At 71.2% G+C, this 22,247-nt stretch carries 16 protein-coding genes; 3 read left to right on the top strand and 13 right to left on the bottom strand.

Annotation, left to right across the window (positions count from 1 at the left end):
- Positions 1-71 precede the first annotated feature (71 nt).
- From HZ992_RS23215 to HZ992_RS23225, 3 genes are all read right to left on the bottom strand, one after another.
- Positions 72-1,961: a GGDEF domain-containing protein gene (locus tag HZ992_RS23215; protein WP_209384197.1), complete on the bottom strand. Its 1,890-nt coding sequence runs from the start codon at positions 1,959-1,961 to the stop codon at positions 72-74.
- 187 nt (positions 1,962-2,148) lie between these two features.
- On the bottom strand, positions 2,149-3,321 hold the full coding sequence (locus tag HZ992_RS23220; RefSeq protein WP_209384198.1) for a GGDEF domain-containing protein: 1,173 nt from the start codon (positions 3,319-3,321) through the stop codon (positions 2,149-2,151).
- Positions 3,322-3,413: 92 nt separating this feature from the next.
- A complete protein-coding gene (locus tag HZ992_RS23225) occupies positions 3,414-5,786 on the bottom strand; it encodes an alpha/beta hydrolase fold domain-containing protein (protein WP_209384199.1) in 2,373 nt (790 codons plus the stop codon).
- A gap of 190 nt (positions 5,787-5,976) precedes the next feature.
- Between HZ992_RS23225 and HZ992_RS23230 the strand changes: the two genes are divergently transcribed.
- Positions 5,977-8,886, top strand: coding sequence for a PAS domain-containing protein (locus tag HZ992_RS23230; RefSeq protein ID WP_209384200.1), 2,910 nt, complete (start codon positions 5,977-5,979; stop codon positions 8,884-8,886).
- Between the two features lie 21 nt (positions 8,887-8,907).
- Here the strand turns inward: HZ992_RS23230 and HZ992_RS23235 are convergent, their stop codons facing one another.
- Positions 8,908-10,668 carry a tannase/feruloyl esterase family alpha/beta hydrolase gene (locus tag HZ992_RS23235; RefSeq protein WP_209384201.1) on the bottom strand — a complete coding sequence of 587 codons (1,761 nt, stop codon included), beginning with the start codon at positions 10,666-10,668 and terminating at the stop codon, positions 8,908-8,910.
- 134 nt (positions 10,669-10,802) lie between these two features.
- On the opposite strand from HZ992_RS23235, the gene HZ992_RS23240 reads away from it, so the two are divergent.
- A complete protein-coding gene (locus HZ992_RS23240) occupies positions 10,803-11,303 on the top strand; it encodes a MarR family winged helix-turn-helix transcriptional regulator (RefSeq protein WP_209384202.1) in 501 nt (166 codons plus the stop codon).
- Positions 11,304-11,306: 3 nt separating this feature from the next.
- Here the strand turns inward: HZ992_RS23240 and HZ992_RS23245 are convergent, their stop codons facing one another.
- From HZ992_RS23245 to HZ992_RS23280, 8 genes are all read right to left on the bottom strand, one after another.
- Positions 11,307-12,089, bottom strand: coding sequence for a 2OG-Fe(II) oxygenase (locus tag HZ992_RS23245; protein WP_209384203.1), 783 nt, complete (start codon positions 12,087-12,089; stop codon positions 11,307-11,309).
- A complete protein-coding gene (locus HZ992_RS23250) occupies positions 12,083-12,499 on the bottom strand; it encodes a lactoylglutathione lyase (protein WP_209384204.1) in 417 nt (138 codons plus the stop codon). The genes HZ992_RS23245 and HZ992_RS23250 overlap by 7 nt, the downstream gene beginning before the upstream one ends.
- 94 nt (positions 12,500-12,593) lie before the next feature.
- A complete protein-coding gene (locus HZ992_RS23255) occupies positions 12,594-14,021 on the bottom strand; it encodes a GMC oxidoreductase (protein ID WP_209384205.1) in 1,428 nt (475 codons plus the stop codon).
- Between the two features lie 208 nt (positions 14,022-14,229).
- Complete coding sequence (locus HZ992_RS23260) at positions 14,230-14,550, bottom strand: hypothetical protein (RefSeq protein WP_209384206.1); 321 nt, start codon at positions 14,548-14,550, stop codon at positions 14,230-14,232.
- 175 nt (positions 14,551-14,725) lie between these two features.
- Positions 14,726-15,850, bottom strand: a complete 1,125-nt coding sequence (locus HZ992_RS23265) for an MBL fold metallo-hydrolase (RefSeq protein ID WP_209384207.1) — start codon at positions 15,848-15,850, stop codon at positions 14,726-14,728.
- 64 nt (positions 15,851-15,914) lie between these two features.
- Positions 15,915-17,114, bottom strand: a complete 1,200-nt coding sequence (locus tag HZ992_RS23270; protein WP_209384208.1) for an efflux RND transporter periplasmic adaptor subunit — start codon at positions 17,112-17,114, stop codon at positions 15,915-15,917.
- A gap of 4 nt (positions 17,115-17,118) precedes the next feature.
- A complete protein-coding gene (locus HZ992_RS23275) occupies positions 17,119-19,491 on the bottom strand; it encodes an ABC transporter permease (protein ID WP_209384209.1) in 2,373 nt (790 codons plus the stop codon).
- 7 nt (positions 19,492-19,498) lie between these two features.
- A complete protein-coding gene (locus tag HZ992_RS23280) occupies positions 19,499-20,230 on the bottom strand; it encodes an ABC transporter ATP-binding protein (RefSeq protein ID WP_209384210.1) in 732 nt (243 codons plus the stop codon).
- 149 nt (positions 20,231-20,379) lie between these two features.
- Between HZ992_RS23280 and HZ992_RS23285 the strand changes: the two genes are divergently transcribed.
- Positions 20,380-21,195 (top strand): hypothetical protein, encoded by an 816-nt coding sequence (locus HZ992_RS23285; protein ID WP_209384211.1) that lies wholly within the window; start codon positions 20,380-20,382, stop codon positions 21,193-21,195.
- Positions 21,196-21,222: 27 nt separating this feature from the next.
- Here HZ992_RS23285 and HZ992_RS23290 read toward each other — a convergent pair whose 3' ends face one another.
- Entirely contained in the window at positions 21,223-22,245 is a 1,023-nt protein-coding gene (locus tag HZ992_RS23290) for a GGDEF domain-containing protein (protein ID WP_209384212.1), read from the bottom strand.
- Positions 22,246-22,247 lie beyond the last annotated feature (2 nt).

Here is a 22,247-nt window from a genome sequence, read left to right on the forward strand (position 1 = left end):
GCCGCTGGCCGTCGAACCCACGACGTCGCCGCATATGCGTTCGATACTCGCAAGACAGCCCGAACTCGATGTCAGGCAGCGTCCAGCGGCAGATCTTCTGTCTGAGCGATCACTACCGCGTTGCGCCCCCCATTCTTGGCGGCATAGAGCGCCGCGTCGGCCCGTTCCAGCAGTGCGTCGGCAGATTCGGCCATCTGGGCGCCGGCCACACCGATGCTGACGGTGAAGCGCACTTCACCTGAAGGCCCGATCAGCCGCGCCGCGTCGATGGCGTTGCGCATGCGCTCTGCCACCTGACGCGCCTGGGCCAGCGTGGCGCCGGGCAGCACGGCGACGAATTCCTCGCCGCCCACGCGGCCAAGGCGGTCGCGCTCCCGCAGGCCCGCGGCCAGCACGCGCGACGCGTGACGCAGCACCTGGTCGCCCACCGCGTGCCCGTGGCTGTCGTTGATGCGCTTGAAATGGTCGATGTCGATCATCAGCACGGCGAGCGCCACTTGATCGCGGTGCGCCCTCTCGACAGCATCGTTCGCAAAAGCCATCAGCGCGCGGCGGTTGGCCAGGCCGGTGAGATCGTCGGTCGAGGCCAGGTTCTGAAGGTGGCGGGCTTGGCGGAACTTGCGCACCGCCACCGTGAAGACGGCCGCTAGCAGGATGACGAAGAGCACCAGCGCCACGGCCTGCGTCTGGCGCAGGCGCTGTCCCTGTTCGTTGAGCTGCCGCAGCGCCGAGATGTCGTCCGCGTCGCGGGAGCGATTGAACTGCATGCGCAACCGTGCCGATTGCTGGGACACCCGCAGTTCCTGGAGCTGCCCCTGGATGGCACGTTCGTCGGCCAGGGCCAGGTAGGCCTCGCGCCAGCGGCCGAGCTGGCGCAAGGCCGTCGCACGCACGTTCAACCACAGGGCGAGGGTGGGTTGATCACCGCGCTTTCGCAGGGCCTGCTCGACGCGCTCCAGCTCCGCGTTGGCCTCGGCGGCACGGCCCAGGGCAACCAGGGCCTCCGCCCGGGTAACCACGTTGACCTCGTACTGACGAGGGTCGGTGGCACGATCCAACTTCCCGAGCGCTCGATCGGCATAGGCCAGCGCCTCTTGCGCACGTCCGAGCTTCAGCTGCGAGACGGCGATGGCGTGTTCGGCGTAGGAAACTCCGATCGCGTCACCGAGTCTTCTGCTGGCCTCGGTGACCTCCTCGAAGCTGCGGATGGCTTCGGCCCATTGCTGCTGTGCCTGCTGGCTCTGGCCGATGCCGAAGCCATAGACAGCGCTGTCGAAGGTGGCCCCGCGCTGGCGTGCGGCGGAATACAGCGTCTGCAGCAGGCGCTTCGCCTCGTCGACGTCACCGACACGGCGGTAGTGGTTGGCAATGTGTCCGAGGCACAGCGTGTGGTCGAGTGCAGGGCCCTGGTTCTTGAGCTGTTCGCAGGCAGAGATCAGGTCCTGCTGAGCGATGTCCCAATCGCCACTGCGGGAGCGGTGTACGCCGCGTTCCATCAGCACCAGGCCGCGGATGCCGGCATCGGCCGGCTGCGCTGTGAGCGCGAGAAGCGCCTCGAACTCGGCGCGGCCGGCCTCTTTCTCCCCAATCTCGACCAGCATGCCCGCGCGGCAGGCGCGCAGCCGAAGCCAGGGCTCGCGTGCTGGCGAGTCCGGCCTGGCGGCCGCAGTCTCCAGCCCGGCGTGGGCGACGGCGAGGGCCTGGGAGGCGTCGACATCCGTCAGGACGCGGCATTCGGCCTCGTCGACCGTCAGCCGCAGATCGAGCCGATTCTGAGCCAAGGCCTCGCGACGCAGCGATCGCAGCGTGGCCAGGCCGCGTTGTGGGTCGACCCCTGCTTCCTGGCGTGCCGCCATCACCCGCTCGGCCAGCCCGCCGCCATTCGCGGTGGCGGCAGCCGCCCACAGGGCAAGCCCAAGCCCTGCAAGCGCCCGCTTGCAGCAGATGCTGCGGATCGCCACGGATACAGGTACGGGCATGGCTCGACTCTAGCGGCGCGCGGGTCTCAAGGGCGGCGAGCTGCTCGCCGCGATGCGAGTACTTTCCCTCGGGAGTTTCGCCTGGAGGGCATCGACTTCTTCAGCCCCCTCACTGCACGTGGTCCGTCGGGCGCCCTGCGGGTTCTTCGAGTGCGAGGGGCCAGGCGGATCAATCTGCCAGCACCAGCCGATCACGCCCTTCGGTCTTGGCGCGGTAGAGGGCCCGGTCGGCACGGGTCAGGGCGGCAGCGATATCGGCATCGCCCTCCATCACCTGCGCGATGCCGATGCTGGCGGTCGCCTGCACGGCGACTCCGGCCAGGGTGATCGGGTGATGCCGCAGGTGCACGAGCAGCCGTTCGCCCGCCAGCGCGGCGCCCTGCAGGTCCGTGCAGGGCAGCAGCACCAGGAACTCCTCGCCGCCTGTGCGGGCGACCGTGTCGGTGTCGCGCGCGTGGGCCAGCAGCCGTCTGGACGTCTCGATGAGCACCTGGTCTCCGCCGGCGTGCCCGTGGGTGTCGTTGATCTGCTTGAAGTGGTCGAGGTCGATGGACAGCAGCGCGAAACCATCGCGGCGGCGGCGCCAGCGCCGCCATTCGCGCTGCAGTTCTTGCTCGATGGCGCGGCGGTTGAACAGGCCGGTGAGCGCATCGCGGTGGCTCAGGTCGCGCAGGCGGGCCAGCAGGCGGTGCGTGACCACCGCCATGAAGCCGAAGTTGAACACTGCCGCGGCCACCATGTACACGTACAGGGATCGCAGATTGGCTTCATCGAAGCGGTGGACCTCCATCGGCTGGTCCAGGTTCATCAGCTGGCGGCTGAACGGCACCGCGAAGGCAGCGATGATCAGGAGTGCAGGGCTGGCGATGGTCAAGGCCAGACGCTGGCCGTGGTCGGCGCGCACCGCGGAGTGGATCGTCGTCATCAGGCGAAGCGTGATCCACATGTCCGCGCCGTAGGTCAGCAGCACGCGGGCAGGCGCCTGCTCGACACCCGCGCCCATCCAGGCCAGCAACCCGGCCAACAGGACGAAGGTGATGAGCGGCTCGCGGTAAGGGCGAGGCCGCCGATAGAAGGCTGCCAGGCCGATCCAGAGCAGCAGGAGCCCGGCGATGAAGGCCACGCCACTGCCATTGAAGGCGAGCCAGGTGCGCGGTTCGCCGCGCTGAGAGGTCAGCACGAAGCCCAGGCCGATGCAGGCCATGAAGCCGGCCCAGCACAGCACCGCCGTTCGTTCATCGCGAAGCAGCAGGCTGCTCAGCAGCCAGCCGGTGGCATACAGCATGAACTGCATGGCCACCAGCGACACCAGGGTGGTGATGACGGGGGCGGATGTCGACATGTCGGGGCGCGATTCGCAGTCGGGTCTTCGGCGCTTGGGTCCAATGTCTGAAGTGCATCCTCGACACGGACTGAGCTGTGTCAAGACATCGTTCAGCCGGTGTCGTTGTCAGAGAACTTCTGCGCACCGACGGCCTGCACGTATTCCCGAGTGAAGCCGGGAAACAAGGCGAAGATCCTGCCGTCGGCCGCGCGGTACCAGCTGCGGCAACCCGCCCACACCGATTGACCGAGCCGCGCCTGCAGCGCCGCGTTCGAGGCGCGCATCACCTCGTCCTTCACCTCGATCCAGCACAGCCCGCGCCGCCGCAGTTCCCGCATCGCCCGCACCGCCCAGCGCACGCCGGGCTCGATGAAGAGCAACGTGGAGGTGTGGCCGGTGGCGGTGTTCGGGCCGAGCATGAGCCACAGGTTCGGGAAGCCGGCCACCATCAGGCCCAGGTGCGCCTGCGGGCCGTCGCGCCAGGCATCCGCCAGGCGCTGCCCGCCGCGGCCGCGGATGTCGAGGTGGGCAAGCGAATGTTCGACGTCGAAGCCGGTGGCGCAGACCAGCACGTCCAGCGCGTGCTCGCGGCCGTCGGTGGTGACGATGCCTTGCGGCGTGACGCGCGCGATCCCATCGGTGACCAACGCAACGTTCGGCTGAGCCAGCGCGCGGTAGTAGTCGTTCGAGTAGATGATGCGCTTGCAGCCCAGCGAATAGGTCGGCCGCAGCTTTGCGCGCAAGGCCTCGTCGCTCACCTGGTGCCGCAGCAGCGCCTCGGCGCTGCGCAGCATGCCGCGCCGTGCCAGCGTGCCCTCGTCGAAGCCGCGCCGGCCCCATTCGAGGAAGAGGTACCAGAGCGTGCGCACCGCCTTCGCGTAGGGCGGCAGCCTGGCGAGCGCGCGGTCGATCGCGCCATAGCGGCGGTCCAGGCGCGGCAGCACCCAGTTGGCGGTGCGCTGGAAGACGGAGAGTTCCGCTGCCTTCTCGGCCAGCGGCGGCACGAGCTGCGAGGCGGTGGAGCCGGTGCCGATCACGCCCACCCGCTGGCCCCCGGCCTCGAACCATGGATCCCAGCGCGCCGAATGGAGCACGCGGCCGGCGAAGCTGTCGATGCCGGGGATGTCGGGCAGGCGCGGTCGTGACAGCGGCCCGGTGCTGCAGACGAAGTGCCTCGCGCGCAGCATGCGGCCGTCGTCCAGTGCGATGCGCCAGCGGCTGTCGGCGTCGTCAAAGATCGCACTGACGATGCGCCGGCCGAAGCGGATGTGCGGCAGCACGCCGAAGCGCTGCGCCACGTCCTGCATGTAGGCCTGGATCTCGGGGGCCGCGGCGAATCGCCGCGTCCAGCGCGGGTTAGGCGCGAACGAGAAGGAGTACAGCGGCGCCGGCACGTCGACATGCGCGCCGGGGTAGCGGTTGTCCCACCAGGTGCCGCCCAGGCCGGCGGACTGCTCGATGACGACGAAGTCGGCGAAGCCGGCTCGGCGCAGCTGCACCGACATGCACAGGCCCGACATGCCCGCGCCGAGGATGACCACCTCGCGTTGTTCGACTGCATCGCTCGTGTGCGCCGAGGTGGCGAAGAGCGCGAGCCGCGCGATCGCGTCGTCGGCACTGGCCAGGGCGCCGCCATGCAGCTGGAAGACGTGCCAGCGCTGCGGCGTGATCTCGCAGCGCACGCTCACGCCGGCGGCCTGCAGCGCGTCGTGCAGCTGCACGGCCTGGTCGTGCAGCAGCTCGTCGGTGCCGGCCTGGATCAGCACCGGCGGCAGGCCGCGCAGATCGGCCTTCAGCGGCGAGGCCCAGGGGTGCGTGGCGGCGGTGTCGCGCAGGCACAGGTCAGCGCAGGCGCGGGCCCAGGCCACGCTGAGCATGGTTTCCCCGGGCGGTTCGCGTGCCGGTGCGCCCGCCATCGTCATGTCGGCCCAGGGCGACAGCAGGAGCAGCGCGGCCGGCAGCGGCTCGCCCGCATCGCGCAGCGCGATCGCCAGCGCCAGCGCGAGGCCGCCGCCCGCGGAATCGCCGCCCACCACCACGGGGCCGTCCGCGCGCAGCGCACGGTAGGCGGCCAGCGCATCGTCCACGGCCGAAGGGAAGGGGTGCTCGGGCGCCAGGCGGTAGTCCGCCGCGAACAAGGCCATGCCCGTCGCGCCGGCCAGCCGCGCGGTGAGTGCGCGGTGCGTCGCGGGCGCGCCGAGGCAGTAGGCGCCTCCGTGCAGGTAGAGCAGCGTGCCGGATCGCGTGGGCGGCAGGGGCGGGCGCACCCACTCGCCGGGCACGCCGCCGAGCGTCGCAGCCTCGAACACGCTGCCGCGCGGCACCAGCGAGAGTTTCGACAACACACCGAGCCAGCGGCGCTGCAACGGGATCGGCACGCGTGCCGAGAAGACCGGCTTGAGCAGGGACTTGAGCATGCCGCGCAACAAGGCAGCGATCACGGTCTCGATGCCGCCTCGCGGTGGAAAGTGTTCGATCGTCATCGGCCGCGCAGCTCCATGTGCGGCGCGATCATCGCACCCGATCCGCATCGGCCCTGATGCCGCGCAGATGCGCGGCGTGACGGAGGTGGCAGGCTTCGTCCGTGCCGATGCCCTCCCCGGTACCGATAATTCGCGTGGGCAGGGAGGGCTCCGCGCTGGTGGCCCCCGCAGCCTCGAAAGGATCTCCCGCTTGCAAGCCCCTGTGGCCGGCCTCGAGGCCGAACTGGACGCGGCCCGGCTGCGTCTGCACCACGATGCCACGCCGAGCTCGGTGGCTGCGGCAGCACTGGCCGGGCTGGTGCTCGCGATGCTGCTGCGGCCGACCGTGCCGGCCGATGTGCTGGTCGGCTGGCTGGCCGCGCTGGCCGCGGCGCTGTTGCTGCGCATGCTCGTGCGCCGTGCCCACGGTCTCGCCGGCGACGCCGTGCCTGCGTCGACCTGGATGTTCCGCTATCGCGCCGGCTTCCTGATCCACGGCCTGGTGTGGCTGATGCTCGGCCTGGCGGCGGCCGAGCATCTGGACACGAGCCAGGCCGGACTGGTGATGATCGTCTTCGCGGCGATGAGTGGCGGAGCGCTCGTCACCTCGGCGTTCGACCGGCTGGCCGGAGCGCTGTTCGCGCTGCCGGCTCTGGTGCCGGTGCTGCTGCGCCTGCTCGCCGGGGGCGGCCCGGCCGTGCGGGGCGTGGCCGCGGCGATCGCGATCTTCATGGTGGTCATGCTGATCGTCGTCGGACGGCAGAAGCGCGCCGTGTTCGACATGGTGCGCGCGCAGCTGGCCGAGCGCACGCGCGCCTCGGATGCCGAACAGGCGCGGCGCGAGCTGGCCGACCAGACGGAGCTGCAGCGGCAGCTGCTGCGCACCACCAGCCAGGGCTACTGGTTCATCGACACCGAGGGCCGCACGACCGATCTGAACGCGGCCATGTGCAAGCTGCTGGGCCACCCGCGCGAGGCGGTGATCGGCCGTGCGGCACGCGACTTCTTCGACGACGAGGGCCGCGCGGTGCTCGACCGCGAGCTGCAGCGGCGCCGCAGCGGTGCGGCCGGCGCCTACGAGGTCGACATCGTGCGCCCCGACGGTTCGCGGGTGCACTGCCTGAACAATGCCACCCCGCTGTTCGGAAGCGACGGGCGCAGCGTGGGCTCGGTGGGGCTGTGGACGGACATCACGGCGCAGAAGCTGGCCGAGCAGTGGCTGCGCACGCACGAGTGGCTGGTGAATGCCGTTACCGACCCGGTCAGCGTGATCGGCGGCGATCGTGCCTACCTGATGGTCAACGACGCCTGGTGCCAGGCCACCGGCCTGGCGCGCGAGGCGGTCGTCGGCCGCCCGGTGGCGCAGGTGCTGGGGCCGGGGCGCTTCAACCCCGAGCACGCCCAGGCGCTCGACGAGGCCTTCGCGACGCGCACCGAGCGCCGTGTGCTGTCGCGCGTGCACATGCAGGGCCGCGGCGAACGGCTGCTCGAGTCGATCTACTACCCGCACCTGGACGTGGCCAGCGGCGTCAACTGCGTCGGCGCGTTGTCGCGCGACATCACGGTCGAAGAGCGCGCCATGCAGCTGCTGCAGGCCAGCGAGACCGAGCAGCGCGCCTTGCTCGAGGCCTTCCCCGGCTTCATCGCGGCGGTGAATGCCGAGCACCGCTACACCTATGTGAACAGCCGGCTGTCTGCTGCGTTGGGCCGCCCGGCGCACGACATCGTGGGCCGCCACGCGCGCGATGTGCTGGGCGAGGCGGCCTACACCCTGGTCGCATCGGAGGTCGAACTCGCCCGGCGCGGCGAGACGGTGCGCAGCGAACGATCCTACCCGGCCACCGCCGACCGGCCACAGATCGACCTCGAGGTATCGCACGTGGCCGGCCCGCTGGCCGCCGACGGCACGCAGCGCTTCTACGTGTTCGGCGTGGACATCACCTCGCGCAACCAGGCCCTGGCAGCCCTGACGGCGGCGCGCGACGAGGCCGAGCGCGCCAATCGCACCAAGTCGCAGTTCCTCGCGCAGATGTCGCACGAGCTGCGCACGCCGATGAACGCCATCGTCGGCTTTGGCCAGCTGCTCGAGAACGATCCGCAGCAGCCGCTGGCCGCGCACCAGCGCCGCTACGTGCAGGAGATGCTGCGCGCGGCCAGCCACCTGCTGGGGCTGATGAACGAATTGCTCGACCTCGGCCGCATCGAGGCCGGCCACCTGACGGTGGACGTGCTCAGCGTGCCGCTGGCCGGGCTGGCCGACGAGTGCCTGGCGCTGGTGCGGCCGCTGGCCCAGCCGCGCCGGGTCGTGCTGCATCCGGCCTCAGTGGGTGATCTGGCGGTGGCGGCCGACCCGACGCGCCTGCGCCAGGTGCTGCTCAACCTGCTGGGCAACGCGGTCAAGTACAACCGAGTCGGCGGCGAGGTACGGCTCGCGGCGCGCCGCGAGGGCGCCGAGGTGCTGCTGTCGGTGCATGACACCGGCCCGGGCATCGCCGCGCGCGACCTGGACCGCCTGTTCCAGCCCTTCGAGCGGATCGGCGCCGAGCACAGCGGCATCGAGGGCGCCGGCATCGGCCTGGCGCTGAGCCAGCGTCTCGTGCACGCGATGGGCGGGCGCATCGGCGTGAACAGCGAGCCAGGCCGCGGCAGCATGTTCTGGGTGGCGCTGCCGGTGGCCGAGCCGCCCTTGCCCAGCACGGTGCCTGCCGTTGTGCTTCCTTCACTGGACGGCGTGGCGCGCTCGTCGGTGCTGTACATCGAGGACAACCCGGTGAACGTGGCGCTGATGGAAGCCATGCTCGCGCGGCTGCCCGGCGTGGCACTGCGCTGCGCGGCACTGCCGCTCGATGGCCTGCGCATGGCCGCCGAGTCGCCGCCCGCGCTGATCCTGCTGGACATCCAGATGCCCGGCATGGATGGCTTCGAGGTGCTCGCGCGCCTTCGCTCGCGCCGCACCACGGCGCACATCCCGGTGGTGGCGGTCAGCGCCAACGCGCTGCCGGGCGACGTCGAAGCCGCGACGAAGGCCGGCTTCGCCGCCTACCTGACCAAGCCACTCGGCCTGGAGGAACTGCTGCTCACGGTGCAGCGCATGCTGCGCGAGTCGGCCGCGGGCAGCTGAGCCGCGGCGCGCGGCGGGGATTCAGTCGTCATGCCGGCCGGGGTGCCGGCTCGGGCGGCACCGCCAGCTGGCGGCGGATTCGACGTCGCCGTGGCCCTTGTAGCGCGCCACGCTCGGGTAGGGGCACAGGGGCCGCGTGCGGGTCGGCGCCCAGCTGGCCGGCAGCTCGGCATTGACGCCGCCGGCGTTGCCCGCACCGCGCGCGCTCGCCACGATGCTGCCCGGCGCGCGGCCCTGCTCGACCCAGGCCACCAGCGGGCCGAGGAAGTCGGCCTGGTCGGTGGCCGGGCCGCCGCTGCAGTGGCCCATGCCAGGCACGCGGTACAGCCGCGCGAAGTCTTCGGGGTCGCCGCCGGTCTCGCGCGCCAGGCCGCGGTACCAGGCCTCGGTGTCGGACACCGAGAAGATCGGGTCGCTGACGCCGTGGTAGACCATGATCTTCGCGCCGCGCCGGCGCAGCGTGGACAGGTCCGACGGGTTCGGCGGCGTCATGAACGCCATCGCCGACTCGGTGAAGGTGGCATTGGTGGCGCGCAGTTCGGCCAGCGTGGCGTCGATGTCCAGGCCGAGCGAGAAGGCCGGGCCGTTGCTCAGCGCCAGCGTCGACGGCGGCACCTTGAAGATCACGCCGACCGCGCCCGAGTCGAGCGCCAGCGGCGCGGTGAACTCCCAGAACGGGATGCCGCCGGCACCCAGACCGCTGTCGAACGGGAAGCCGGCGTAGAAACGTTCGCCGTTGGCCGTGGTCGCGCCGCTGAAGATCGGCGCGATGGCCGCCTTCTGCGCGGGCGTGAGGCAGCTGCCGTCGCGTGCGCCGGGGCAGGTGGGCACATCGCGTGTGAAGCTGAAGACCTTCTGGCAGGCCCGCGTGTCCTGCACCAGGCCATCGGCCGCGCCGTCCAGCGCATCGCAGCGTGCCAGCACCGCGTTCGCCACCGTTCTGCGCTCGGCCGCGGTGAAGGCGGTCTCCAGGCCGGCCGGCGTGGACGGGTCGGCCGTGGCCACGGTGGCGTAGCGCTGCGCGCCGAAGATGTTGGCCAGTGCCGCCAGCGGCAGCCGGTAGCCGGGCGCGCCGGCGAGGTAGCCGTCGTAGTCGTTCGGATAGCGCGCCGCGGCCACCAGGGTGTGGCGCCCGCCGTTCGAGCAGCCGCCGAAGTAGGAGCGGTCCGGCGCCTTGCCATAGGCCGCGGCGATGAGCTTCTTGGCCATCGGCGTGAGCGTGCCGACGGCCTGGTAGCCGTAGTCCAGCCGCGCCTGCGGGTCCAGGCCGAAGGCCGGGCCGCCTTGCGCGAGCGTGTGGCCGGCGTCGGAGCTGAGCACGGCAAAACCCTGCAGCAGCGCATGGGTCAGCGGGCCGCCGCCGAAGCTGCCGGTGGCGGGCACCACGTTGCCGTCGATGCCGCCGTTGCCCTGGTGGAAGAAGCGGCCGTTCCAGGACAGGGGCAGGCGCATCTCGAAGGCGATGGCGTAGGTCTTGCCATCGACCGGGCTGACGCGCTCATTCATCTTGCCCGTCACGCGGCAGTGTTCGGCCACCGGCTGGCCGGCCAATGCGAGCGTGCCGGCGGGCACGGTGGTGCTGCCGGTGATCACCGTGTTCGGCAGCCCGGCGGCGCGTGCTGCGAGCTCTTCGCAGGTGCCGGCCAGCGCGGCCGGCGTGGCCGCGGCGAGTTGCGGCAGTCGGCTGCGCCCTTGTCCGTCGGCAACGGCCGGGAAGGCTGCCAGGCCCAGCGCCGCTGCGGTGATACTGCTGGCCAGGCCGAGGGGGGTCGATCGCTTCATGATCCGTCTCCTGCTGCTGAGGGGCTCAGCGAGATCGGTATCGTACTTATCGAATATCAACCGACAGTTCCCGGACTTACCCTGATGGCAAATCAGGAAATGGTTAACAGACTGACCTTGTAGCGCACCGGCCGATGACCCGCAAACCCACCGTTCCCGATGCCGACCGCACGCCGCTGGCGATGCTGGCCGAGGCCGGCGTGCATTCGATCGTCGGCTACCAGCTCGCGCAGGCGGCCATCGTCACCGACCAGGTGTTCGACGACCGCGTCGGTCGCCAGGGCGGCCTGCGCAAGGTGGAGTTCACCATCCTCGCGCTGGTGCAGGGCAACCCCGACGCGACCGCGCGGCAGCTCGCGCGCGCACTGGCGGTGACGCCGCCGAACATCGCCATCTGGCTCGACAAGCTCGAGTCGCGCGGACTGGTCGCGCGCACGCGCAGCGAGAGCGACGCGCGCATGCAGCACATCCGCATCACGCGTGCCGGCGCGGCCCTGGTGGACCGTTCGGTGCAGCTGCTTTTGGAGGGCGAGCAGTCGGCGCTTGCCGCACTCAGCGCGGCGGAGCGCGCCATCCTGATCGAGCTGCTGCACAAGATCGCGATGTCGCGCAAGCGCGCCGACAGCGCGCCCTGAGGCTCAGCCCGGCGCGTACATCACGTTGATGCGCGCCACGTACTTGGGCACCGGCCCGCGCACCTGGCAGCCCACATGCAGCACCGAGTGCGCGCCGAAGCCGTGGCGGAAGAACAGCGCATTGCCCTTGGCCGGCAGCACGTCGTGCGCGCTGCCGTCGGGGCGGAACAGGCGCGTCTGGCCACCCTGCACGCCGTCGTCGGGTCCGTTCAGGTAGAGCAGCATGGTCAGGCAGGAGCGCAGGCCCGGCCACTGCACCATCTCGCGCCGGTCGGCACTCAGGCCGAAGCCGGGCCAGTCGCCGTCGGTGTGGCGGTTGAACACGTCGCCGTCGTCGTAGCGGTACATGTTGATGCGCTCGCTCAGCCGCGGGAACAGGTGCGCGCCGTCGATGCGCGACGGCAGCAGGTGGGCCATTCGCTCGAACAGCGGGCCGAGCAGCGCGGTGTCGGCCACCCAGTGCACCGACTTGTTCATGCGCATGCCTGGGGGCGTGCTGATGCCCGGGGCCTCGTCGCGGTAGCCGAAACGTTCGCTGGCCTCGACGATGGCGTCGGCCTCGTCGGCCGTCATCAGGCCGCGGATCTCGAAGGCGAGCAGGCCGCCGAGCTCGATGTCGTGGCGCGTCGGGCGCAGGCCGGCATCGGCGGCCAGCACGAGCGCCGGCGCGGGGGTCTCGAAGGCGTGGATCGGCGTGTCCTCGACCAGGCCGCCCATCGGCAGCGAGCCGGGCATCACCGCCACCGTGCGGTGCGGCGGCCAGTCGTGCGCCCTGCGCCTCACCATTGGCCGACGTTGGGCATCGAGGCCCAGGGCTCGGCGGGGGCGAGCGCGTTGCCGGACTGCAGCAGCTCGATCGAGATGTTGTCGGGCGAGCGCACGAAGGCCATGCGGCCGTCGCGCGGCGGGCGGTTGATGGTCACGCCGATACCTTGAAAGCGTTCGCAGGCTGCATAGATATCGCCGACGCGGTAGGCGAGATGTCCGAAATTGCGGCCGCCATAGTCCTTCTCGTCCCAGTTGTGGGTGAGCTCGACCTGCGCGTCGGGCTGCCCGGGTGGTGCCAGGAAGACGAGCGTGAAGCGGCCGGCGGGCACGTCGCGCTTTCGGATCACCTCGAGGCCGAGCGCCTCGCAGTAGAAGCGCAGCGACGCGTCGATGTCGGTCACGCGGACCATGGTGTGCAGGTATTTCATTCCGGGCCTTTCTGCGGGTCGGGTGCGATTGTCGGCCCGCCGCGTCGACGCTGCCCGCGTGCGGATTTGCGCCACGCAGCGCGGCGACCGAACCTCAGCGTCCGAGTTGTGCGGCGAGATGGTCCGCCAAGCGAAGCGACAGCTGCACGATGGTGAAGGTCGGGTTCGCGTGACCGCCGGTGGGGAACACCGAGGAACCACCGATGTAGAGGTTGTCGATGCCGAACACGCGGCACTGGCCATCCACGATGCCCTTGTCCGGCCCGGACGCCATGCGCGTGCCGCCCATATGGTGAAAGCCCACCGGCTCGCCCGCATCGGGATAGTCGCGCCCTTGCGCCAGCCACGCCGCCATGCGGACGCGGCCGATGTCGGCTTCGGCCAGGTAGCGGCCCACCGACATCATCGCCTGCGTGACCGTCTGGCGATCGATCGGCTGCTTGCGCCAGGTGAGCTTGACGCGCGGCATGCCCAGGGCGTCGCGCCCGCTGTCCAGCTCGATGCGATTGCTCGCCTGCGGTGATTGCTCCCATGCGGCGAAGATGTGCATTCCGCAGGCGTAGTCGTCGTGGTGTCGGCGCACCAGGTCGTCGAAGAACTGGGGTGCCACGCACAGGCCGCTCTTGAGCAGACGCTTGAGGCGGTTGATGCCGACGTACATGCGCACGCCGAAATTGCCGCCGCCGCGCTCGCGCAGCGCCTGTGCCGAGGGCGCGAAGAAGCGCATGCCGCTCGGCGATTCGCCGGCACTGCCGACCACCACCGCATCGCCCACCCCGAAGTGCGGGTGCTCCATCCAGTAGCGGCCCAGCGTGCGGGCGTCGGGCACCACGCCGCCGCGGTGTCGCTCGTTGGCCCACAGCAGCAGGCGACTGTTCTCGATGCCGCCGGTGCACAGGCAGAAGATGGCGGCGCCCAGCCGCTGCGGCGGGCCGCCTTGGACCGCCACGTCCACCGCGTCGATGCGCCCGTTGCGCGGCACGATGTCGACCACCGGGGCATTCAGCAGCAAGGCGATGTGGGGCGAAGCCGCGATCTCGTCGTGGTAGTGGGCGCCGAAGCGGATCGAGTGGCCGAAGTTGAAGAAGACCTCGTTGAGCTCCGCGTTGAGCACCCGGTCGGGCGCGAGCGGCGGCACGTCGAGCATGACCTCGGCGGCGTGGGTGTAGGGGTCCAGGTCGGCCTTGCGGATCGGCCAGCCGGAGTCGGGCATGCCGGCGCGCGCTTCGAAGTCGACCGCATCGAGCGGCCGGCACCAGCCTTCCCAGAGGCCCGAGGTGCCGCCCAGGCAGCGCAGCCGCGCCCGGCGCAGGTCGACGTAGGGATCGCCGACGACGCTGCCGCCGTAGGCGTCCTGCACGTCGCCGTCGGCCGTCTCGCCGCCCGCTTCGAGCAGCAGGCAGGGCACCTTGCGCCGGCCGAGAGCGAGCGCCAGCGACATGCCGGCCGGGCCCGAGCCGATGATGCACACCTGCGGCACGAAGCCCGACGCCCGCAGGGCGTCCAGGCGTTCGAAGATCACCGGTCGTCTCGCTTGAGGATCCAGCCGGCGCGCAGGGTCAGGCCCGCGCCCAGGGGGACAGGCGGCGCCGCCCGCAACCGCCGCAACGGGGCAAGAAGGAAGAGCAACAGCACGGACCGGCGTCTCATCGATCGATAACCTCGGGGCGCAGCATCCGCCGCGGCGGACCCACGCGTCTGTGCGCTATCGAACGCGGGCGACCGCCGATTCAGTGCGGCGCCCCGCCCGGGCGCGAGGGATCGGTGGGGGCGTGCAGGTCGTCAGGCAGCGGGCTGTCGGTGTGTTCGACGATCTGCACGCCGTCGAGCAGGTCCATCGACGAGGTGGCCCAGCTGTCCATGGGCTGGGTGGAGCGCCCGTCGTGCGGCGGCGGCGGGACGCTGTGGGCATCGACCCATTCGCCGCCGGGCTTGTCCGCGGTGATGCGCCAGACCTTGCGGCCCAGGGTTGGCGCGGGCGAGCGCCCGCCTTCGGCCGGCCACTTCCCGAACGTGAGCACCCGCAACACGGCCAGCATGATTCGATTCACCTCTGCGATTCCTGCGCCATCGGGGCGACGGGTGCAGAAGGTACGCATGGCGGCGCATGGCGTCATCGCCACGAAAAGGGGTGGCGGCGCACTGCGCACGTTATGGGCCTGTGCCGTCGCCCGCCACAGACGCCGGTGTGCCGTGCGTCACGGTCGCGATCGCGGGCCGATGCGCTCAGTCCAGCGGCCAGCCCGCCGCCTTGGGCACGCTCAGGGCCTCGGCCTCGCTGACCACGGTGTCGCCCGCATGCGGTGCCCCGGCGCTGCGCCACCAGGGTGTGACGCGCTCCACCTGCACCGGTTCGACAGCCTCGCCCAGGCGCGGCATGACGAGCTGCACGCCGCGTGCCGGCGCCTTGGCCAGCAAGGTCTCGGCGGGGTCGTCCCAGGCGTGCATGGCCAGGCTGAAGGTGCCCCAGTGCACCGGCAGGAAAGCGCCGCCGCCGAGCAGCGCATGGGCCTCGAGCGCGTTGTCGGGTCCGAGGTGGATGTCGCCCCACGAGGGGTGGAAGGCGCCGACTTCGAGCATCACCAGGTCGAAGGGGCCGAGCCGCTCGCAGATCAGGCCGTACTCGGTGGTCAGGCCGGTATCGCCGCTGAAGAAGACCGAGTGTTTCGCGGTGCGGATCACCATCGACGACCACAGCGTCGCGTTGCGGTCCTTCAGGCCTCGGCCGCTGAAGTGCTGCGAGGGCGCCGCCGACACCGCCAGCTCGCCGCCGGGCAGGGTGTGGTGTTCCCACCAGTCGAGCTCGGTGATCAGCCCGGCCGGCACGCCGAAGGCCTCGAGGTGCGCACCGACGCCCAGCGAGGTGACGAAGGGCACGCCGGTCTTCGCCAGCGCACGCACGGTGCCGTAGTCGAGGTGGTCGTAGTGGTCGTGCGAGACGACCACCAGGTCCAGCGGCGGCAGCGCGCGCAGCGGGATCGGCACCGGCTGGAAGCGCTTCGGCCCGATCAGCCGCGAAGGCGAGGCGCGCGCGCCCCACACCGGGTCGGTGAGCACGCGGTAGCCGTCGATCTCGATCAGCACCGTCGAGTGGCCGAGCCAGGTGGCACGCAGGCCGCTGCCGACCGGCTTCGCCCAGCCCGGGCGCGGGTCGATCGAGGGCAGCGGGCCCGCGGGCACGCGGCGGTTGCCGCCGCGGAGGAAGTCGCTGATCGTGGGCCGCGGCACGCCGTGGTCGCGCAGCCCCGGCAGGATGGGGTGCAGGTTGCGGAAGCCCTCGCCGGCCCAGCGCAGCGAGGCCTGCATGCGTTCGAGCCGGGCGCCGGCCGCGCGTTTGCCGAATGACTTCATCGTCGGTGGGACCTCCAGCGGCACATCATGCCCGCCGCAGCCGCAGCGTGCCCGGCCGGAGGCCCTAGACCTTGCGCGGCTTCACGCGCAGCCCGTCGCGCGTGGCGGCCGGCGGGTAGACGATCACCTGTGTGCCCGGCTGCACGCCTGATTCGATCCAGGCCTCGCTGCCGTTGCGTGCGCCGAGCTTCACCGCCACCCGCTTCGCGCGGCCGCCGTCGAGCACGAACACGGCCATGCCGCCCTCACCTTCGGGCACCGGGAAGACGGCGCTGACCGGCACCTTGAGCACCTTGTCCAGCGAGCGCGTGATGATGCGCACGCCGACGCGGAAGCCGTCGCCGAGCGCGCGCCATTGTTCTGCCGGGCTGGTCAGGTCGATCAGCACGCGCACGCGCTGCTCCTCCACGCCGAGCGCCGACACCTTGGTGAAGGCGCCCGGCTCGACGCGCCGCACGCGGCCCTGCAGCACGCCGTCACCGCCCCAGCGCTCGATGCGCACCAGGCTGCCCGGCTGGGCGCGCAGTGCATCGGCGGTGAGCAGTTCGGCCACCACCTCGAGCCTTGCCGTGTCGCCCAGCTCCAGGATCGGCGCGCCCAGCGCCACCACGCCCTCGCTGGCCTGAACGACCTTGAGCACGCGGCCGGCCACCGGCGCTCGCAGTGCGAAGCCGCGCCCGCCGCCGGGCTGGGTGAGCGCCAGAAGCGCGGCGCGTGCCTGCTCGACCTCATGGGCGGCGATGTGGCCCTCTTCGACAGCGGCATCCAGATCCTTCTGCGCGGCCATCACCGTCAGGCGGTCGGTTTCCAGCTTGGTGGGCGCGACGAAACCCTGCTTGGCGAGCTGCTCGGTGCGCTGCTGCTCATTGCGCGCTTGCGCCAGCGCGACCTTGGCGCCCTCGGTGCGCGCGGCCACGCGCTGCCGCTGGGCCTGCGCGATCTCGACGCGCAGCTGCTGCTCGCGCCGCGTGCGCTCGTCGAGCATCGCCGGCAGCACCGGCGTGAGCGTGGCCAGCAGCGCGCCGGCCTCGACCGCGTCGCCCTCGCGCAGCGTGATGCGCGGCAGCAGCGCGGCCAGCGGCGCCGAGACCACGTAGCGATCGCGCAGTCGGGTCTTGCCGTCCTCCTCGATCGAGGTCTCGAACGGGCCCTCGGTGACGCTGGCCACCTCGACCTCCAGGGGCCGCGGGGCGAGTGCCCAGCCGAGCAGGGCGGCGAGCGCCAGCGAGGTGGCGCCGCCGATGATCCAGGTGCTCTTCTTCATGTTGTCATTCCCTTGTCTTCAGCACGGCGACCATGTCGAGCGTGTCGATGCGCCGGCGCACGATCAGCGCGCTGACCACGCCGGCGCAGAGCACGCACAGCGCCGCCCAGGCATAGGTGCGCGGCAGGATCACCACCGGAAAGTAGAACTGGTCGGAGGCCAGCAGCCCCGAGATCAGGTGCACCAGGCCGAAGCCCAGCGCCATGCCCAGCGGCAGCGCGACGCCGATGACGATGGCCAGCTCGCCCAGCAGCAGCGCCGACACCTCGGCGCGCGTGAAGCCGAGCACGCGCAGCGAGGCCAGCTCCCAGCCGCGCTCGGCCAGCGCGATGCGCGCGTTGTTGTAGACCACGCCGACCGCGATCACTGCCGCGAAGGCGGTGAGGATGGTGCTCATGATGCGCACGTTGCGCGCGCTGATCTCCTGCATGTTGCGCAGCATGGTCGCCTTGCTGAAGGCGCCGGCCACGCGCGGCAGCGACTTGATCGCCTCGAGCAAGCCTTCCTCGCGGCCGCGCTCGACGGCCAGCACGTAGCCGCTGGACAGGTCGCCGTCGCCGAGCGCACGGTTCAGCGCCTCGCGGTCCATGTAGGCGTTCAGGCCCATCATCTCGCGCACCGTGGCGCCGACCGTCATGGCGACGCTGCGCGGCCGGCCTTCCTCCACCTCGGCCAGCAGCGTGTCGCCCACGCGCACGCCGAGCTTGTCGGCCAGGCGGTCGGTGATCACCAGGCCCATGCCTTCCAGCGTGGTGGCGTGGTTCTCGGCGTCGACCACGCGGTACAGCACGGCGCGGCCTTCGTAGCCGCGGATCAGGCTGCGCTCGCTGCGGTGGCCGTGGCGGAACGTGACCGGCACGAAGCGCGTCGACTCGACCTGCGTCACCGCGGGCAGGCGGGCCAGGTCGAGCCGCGCGATGTCGTCGCCGGGTTCGACCATCCACACCGCCACGTCGCTGCGCATCGCCACGTTGAACTGCCCGTCGACGATGTACTCGATGGCGTCGCGGAAGAAGTTGCCGAGCACGACGATGGCCACCGCCGCAGCCACGCCGCCGATCGAGATCGTGGTGCGCCAGGGCCGGCGCTCCATGTTGCGGATGATCATGCGCAGCGCCGGGCTCATCGCCTGGATGCCCAGCCGCTCGAGCAGCGTGCGCCGGTAGCGGCCCGGCGCGGGCGGGCGCATCGCCTCCGCCGGCGCCAGCCGCACGGTGGCCAGGATGGCATTGAGTGTGCCGGCTACGGCGGTGGCCACCGTGATGCCCATGCTCACCAGCAGCAGCCACGGCGCCATGTGGTGCTCGAAACGCGGGAAGCGGAAGAACTCGGTGTACAGCCCGGTGAACATGGTGCCCAGCCGGTCGCCCACGACCATGCCGAGCAGCAGGCCGACGGCGACGATCAGCATCACGAGCTTGAGGTAGTGCACGGCGATGTCGCGGTTCGGGTAGCCCAGCGCCTTCAGCGCGGCGATCTGTTCGCGCTGCGTGGCCACCAGACGCGATACCACCACGTTGAGCAGGAAGGCCGCCACGCCGAGGAAGATCGCCGGCAGCACAGTGCCGAGCACGCGCTGCTCCTTGATCTCGTTGTCGAGCATGGCGTGCGAGGTCTGGTCGGCGCGGCCGTTGACCTGCCGCCCGCCGTAGGGCGCGAGCAGGCGCGACAGCGCGTCGATCACCGCGGGCTCCGACGCCCCCGGTGCCAGCCGGATGGCGATGCGGTTGAAGGCGCCGTTCATGTCGTAGGCCGAGGCCAGCGCTTCGCGGTCCATCCAGAAGATGCCGAAGCCGCGCAGGTCGGGCATGCCCCACAGGCCGGCGAAGACGAACTCGGGCGACAGCGCCGTGCCGACCACGATCAGCGTGCGCTGGCGGCCGTTGACCAGCGCTTTCAGCGTCGAGCCGGGCTTCAGGCCACGGGCCTGCGCGAAGCCCTCGGAGACCAGCACCTCCAGGCTGCCGTCGGCGCGGCGCACGCCGGCGCCATCGAGCGCGCGGCCGCCCGCCAGCGAGACGCGGTTCAGCGAGAAGGGGCGCTGCGGGTCCATGCCGATCAGCTGGCCGAGGATCGGGTCGGACACGCCGGGCAGTTCGACGCGCACCATCTGCTCCACCGTGGTCTGCACCTCGGCCACGCCGGGCTGAGCGGCCAGCGTGGCGGCCAGCGCGTTCGGCGCGCGCTTGACGGCGGCGAACAGGTCGGCGAAACGCGCGTCGGCATAGAAGTCGTCGCGCGCCAGCGCCAGCGAATCCACCGCCGACAGGCTGGTGATGAAGCCGCCGATGCCGCTGGCCACCACCAACGCGATGGTCAGCGCCTGGCTCCACATCAGGCGCAGGTCGCGCAGCAGCTTGCGGTCCAGGGCTTTCATCGCGCGCCTACCAGGACAGCTCGGACGGCGTCAGACGGTGCGCGTTGTGCAGCACCTTTTGCACGCAGCCGTCGCCCAGTGAGATCACCGTATCGGCCATGCCGGCGATGGCGGCGTTGTGCGTGATCACCACGGCGGTGGTGTGCAGATCGCGGTTGATGCGCGCGATCACCTCCAGCACCAGCTTGCCGGTGGTGTAGTCGAGCGCGCCGGTGGGCTCGTCGCACAGCAGCACCTGCGGACGCTTGGCGATGGCGCGCGCGATCGCCACGCGCTGCTGCTCGCCGCCAGAGAGTTGCGCCGGGAAGTGGTCGCGCCGCGGCGTCAGGCCGACCAGGTCGATCGCTTCATCGACCGGCATCGGATCGACGGCGATGTCGGTGACCAGGGCGACGTTCTCGCGCACCGTCAGGCTGGGGATCAGGTTGTAGAACTGGAACACGAAGCCGACGTGCTCGCGGCGGTAGGTGGTCAGCTCGGCCTCGCTGGCGCCGGACAGGCGGTGATCACCGAACCACACCTCGCCGGTGCTGGGCACGTCCAGCCCGCCGAGGATGTTCAGCAGCGTCGACTTGCCGCTGCCCGAAGGCCCGAGCAGCACGACGAACTCGCCGCGCGCGATCTCCAGGTCGACGTCGTGCAGCGCACGCACCTCGACCTCGCCGCTGCCGTAGGTCTTGGACAGGCCGTGGGCTCGGAAGACGGCTTCGGGGGCGGGCGAGGTGGCGGCGGTGTCCATGGGCGGGTCCGGGATCAGGGATTCTCCGGATCCTGCGCCGTGGCGGGCTGACCGACGTCAAGCGAGATTTCGCACGGGCGCGGGCACTCGCTTCGTGCCAGCGGGGCGAACTGCGACAATCATTTCGGCCTGCGCCCATCATCCACGACATGTCCGTGACGACCATCCCGACCAAGACCCCGCTGGGTCATGAGGAGATGCGCCGCCGTACCGGCGGCCTGGGGCAGCGCCATCGCACCATCCTGTTCCTGATCGACGGCCGGCGCCCGCTCAGCGAGGTGCTCAGCCTGGCGCTGAAGGCCGGTGCCGCCACCAGCCACTTCGAGGACCTGGTGCGCATGGGTTTCGTCGAGCTGCCGCCGGAAGAGCCGCCGGCACCGCCGCCGACCGAATTGCCGTTCACGCCCGCCCAGGCGCAGATCACCGAACTGGCGGTGGAGGTGCCGGCCGAGCCTGAGCCCATGCCGCAGGCGCTCGATTCGATCCAGCCACCGCTGCCTGTCGATCCGGAACCGCCGCCGGCGGCCCGGCCCGCTCAGGCGCCACGTGAGCTGCCCAGGCCAGTGGCGCCGCCGACCCCGGCGGCGCCTGTGCGCTTCGACCCGGTCACCGACCTGCCGTCGCGGCCGTTCCTGCCGCCGTCGCGCAGCGGCCCGGCAACGCCGCCGGTCGTCTCGCCGGCGGAAGACCTGCCCGTGCTGGAGCAGGCGCGTGCCCAGCTCCAGGAGACGCTGCGCTGCGATCCGCAGCCCTCGAGCGCGCGGCTGGCCGAGCGCGTGCGTCTGGCGCAAGGCGGCTCCGAGCTGATCGATGTGGTGTGGGTGATGGAGCGGGGTCTGCACCACCACCAGCGTTCGCACCGCGGCCTGCTCGCGCTGCAGCGTGCGCGCGAGTTGCTCGGCCTGGGCAATACGCTGGTCGACGAGGACAGCCGGCCCAGCCGGCTGGACGACGAAGACTGGTGAGCGCCTCGGCGCCGGGGCGCCCGCCGCCTACTCGCCCGCGCTGACGCGGTTGCGGCCTTCGCTCTTCGAGCGGTACAGCGCCTTGTCGGCGCGGTCGATCAGCGTTTCCATCGGCTCGCCCGGTTTCCAGCTCGACACGCCCAGCGAGACGGTGATCGCGCCGATGCTTTCGCTGCTGTTGCCGCGGCGGATGCGCGCGCCGGAGATGGTGGTGCGGATCTGTTCGGCCAGGGCCATCGCGCCCGACAGGGAGGTGGCCGGCAGCAGCACGACGAACTCCTCGCCGCCGTAGCGCGCCACCAGGTCGCGGCCCTTGACGCAGGAGCGGATCGCCATCGCGATGCTCTTCAGCACGGTGTCGCCGAAGACGTGGCCGTACTTGTCGTTGATCTGCTTGAAGTGGTCGAGGTCGATCAGCACCACGCTCGGGCCGGCCTCGCCGCCGGGGTGCTCGCGCAGCAGCGCCGCCATCGCCTCGTCGAAGCCGCGGCGGTTGCTCACGCCGGTCAGGGAGTCGAGCGTGGCCTCCACCTTGGCCTGGTCGAGTTCGACGCGCAGTTTCGCGAGTTCGGCGGTGGAGGCCTGCAGCCGCTGCATCAGCGTGGCGAGGCTGGCCCCGGTGTCGCGCGAGTCGGTGAGCAGCGCGTCGAGCTCGATGCCCAGGTCGGCCGGCATGCCCAGGCTGGCCATGCGCCCGCTCTTTTCCTGCAGCGATGCGGTGAACTCGGAGACGCGCTCGCCGGTCAGCGTGGCGGTGGTGCCGACCTCGTCGATGACGGCACGCAGCCCGTCGGAGACCTTCTGCGCGGTTTCAGCAGCGGATTCGAGGATGTGGCGGCGGTACAGCGTGTACACCAGCGTATCGCTCATCGGCACCTGCCGCGCGACGACCTGGTCCATCTCGGCTTTCAGGCCGGGGTTGCGGCCGGCCAGGTAGTCGTACCAGACGGCATAGGTGATCGGATGGAGCGGCGCCGGATGCTGCGCCATCATCGGGATGGCCTGGCGCAGCAGTTCGGCGGAGCGGTCCTTCGAATCCGGGTAGTGCATGC

It is taken from the genome of Rhizobacter sp. AJA081-3, from assembly GCF_017795745.1.
In the GTDB taxonomy this organism is placed as follows: domain Bacteria; phylum Pseudomonadota; class Gammaproteobacteria; order Burkholderiales; family Burkholderiaceae_C; genus Piscinibacter.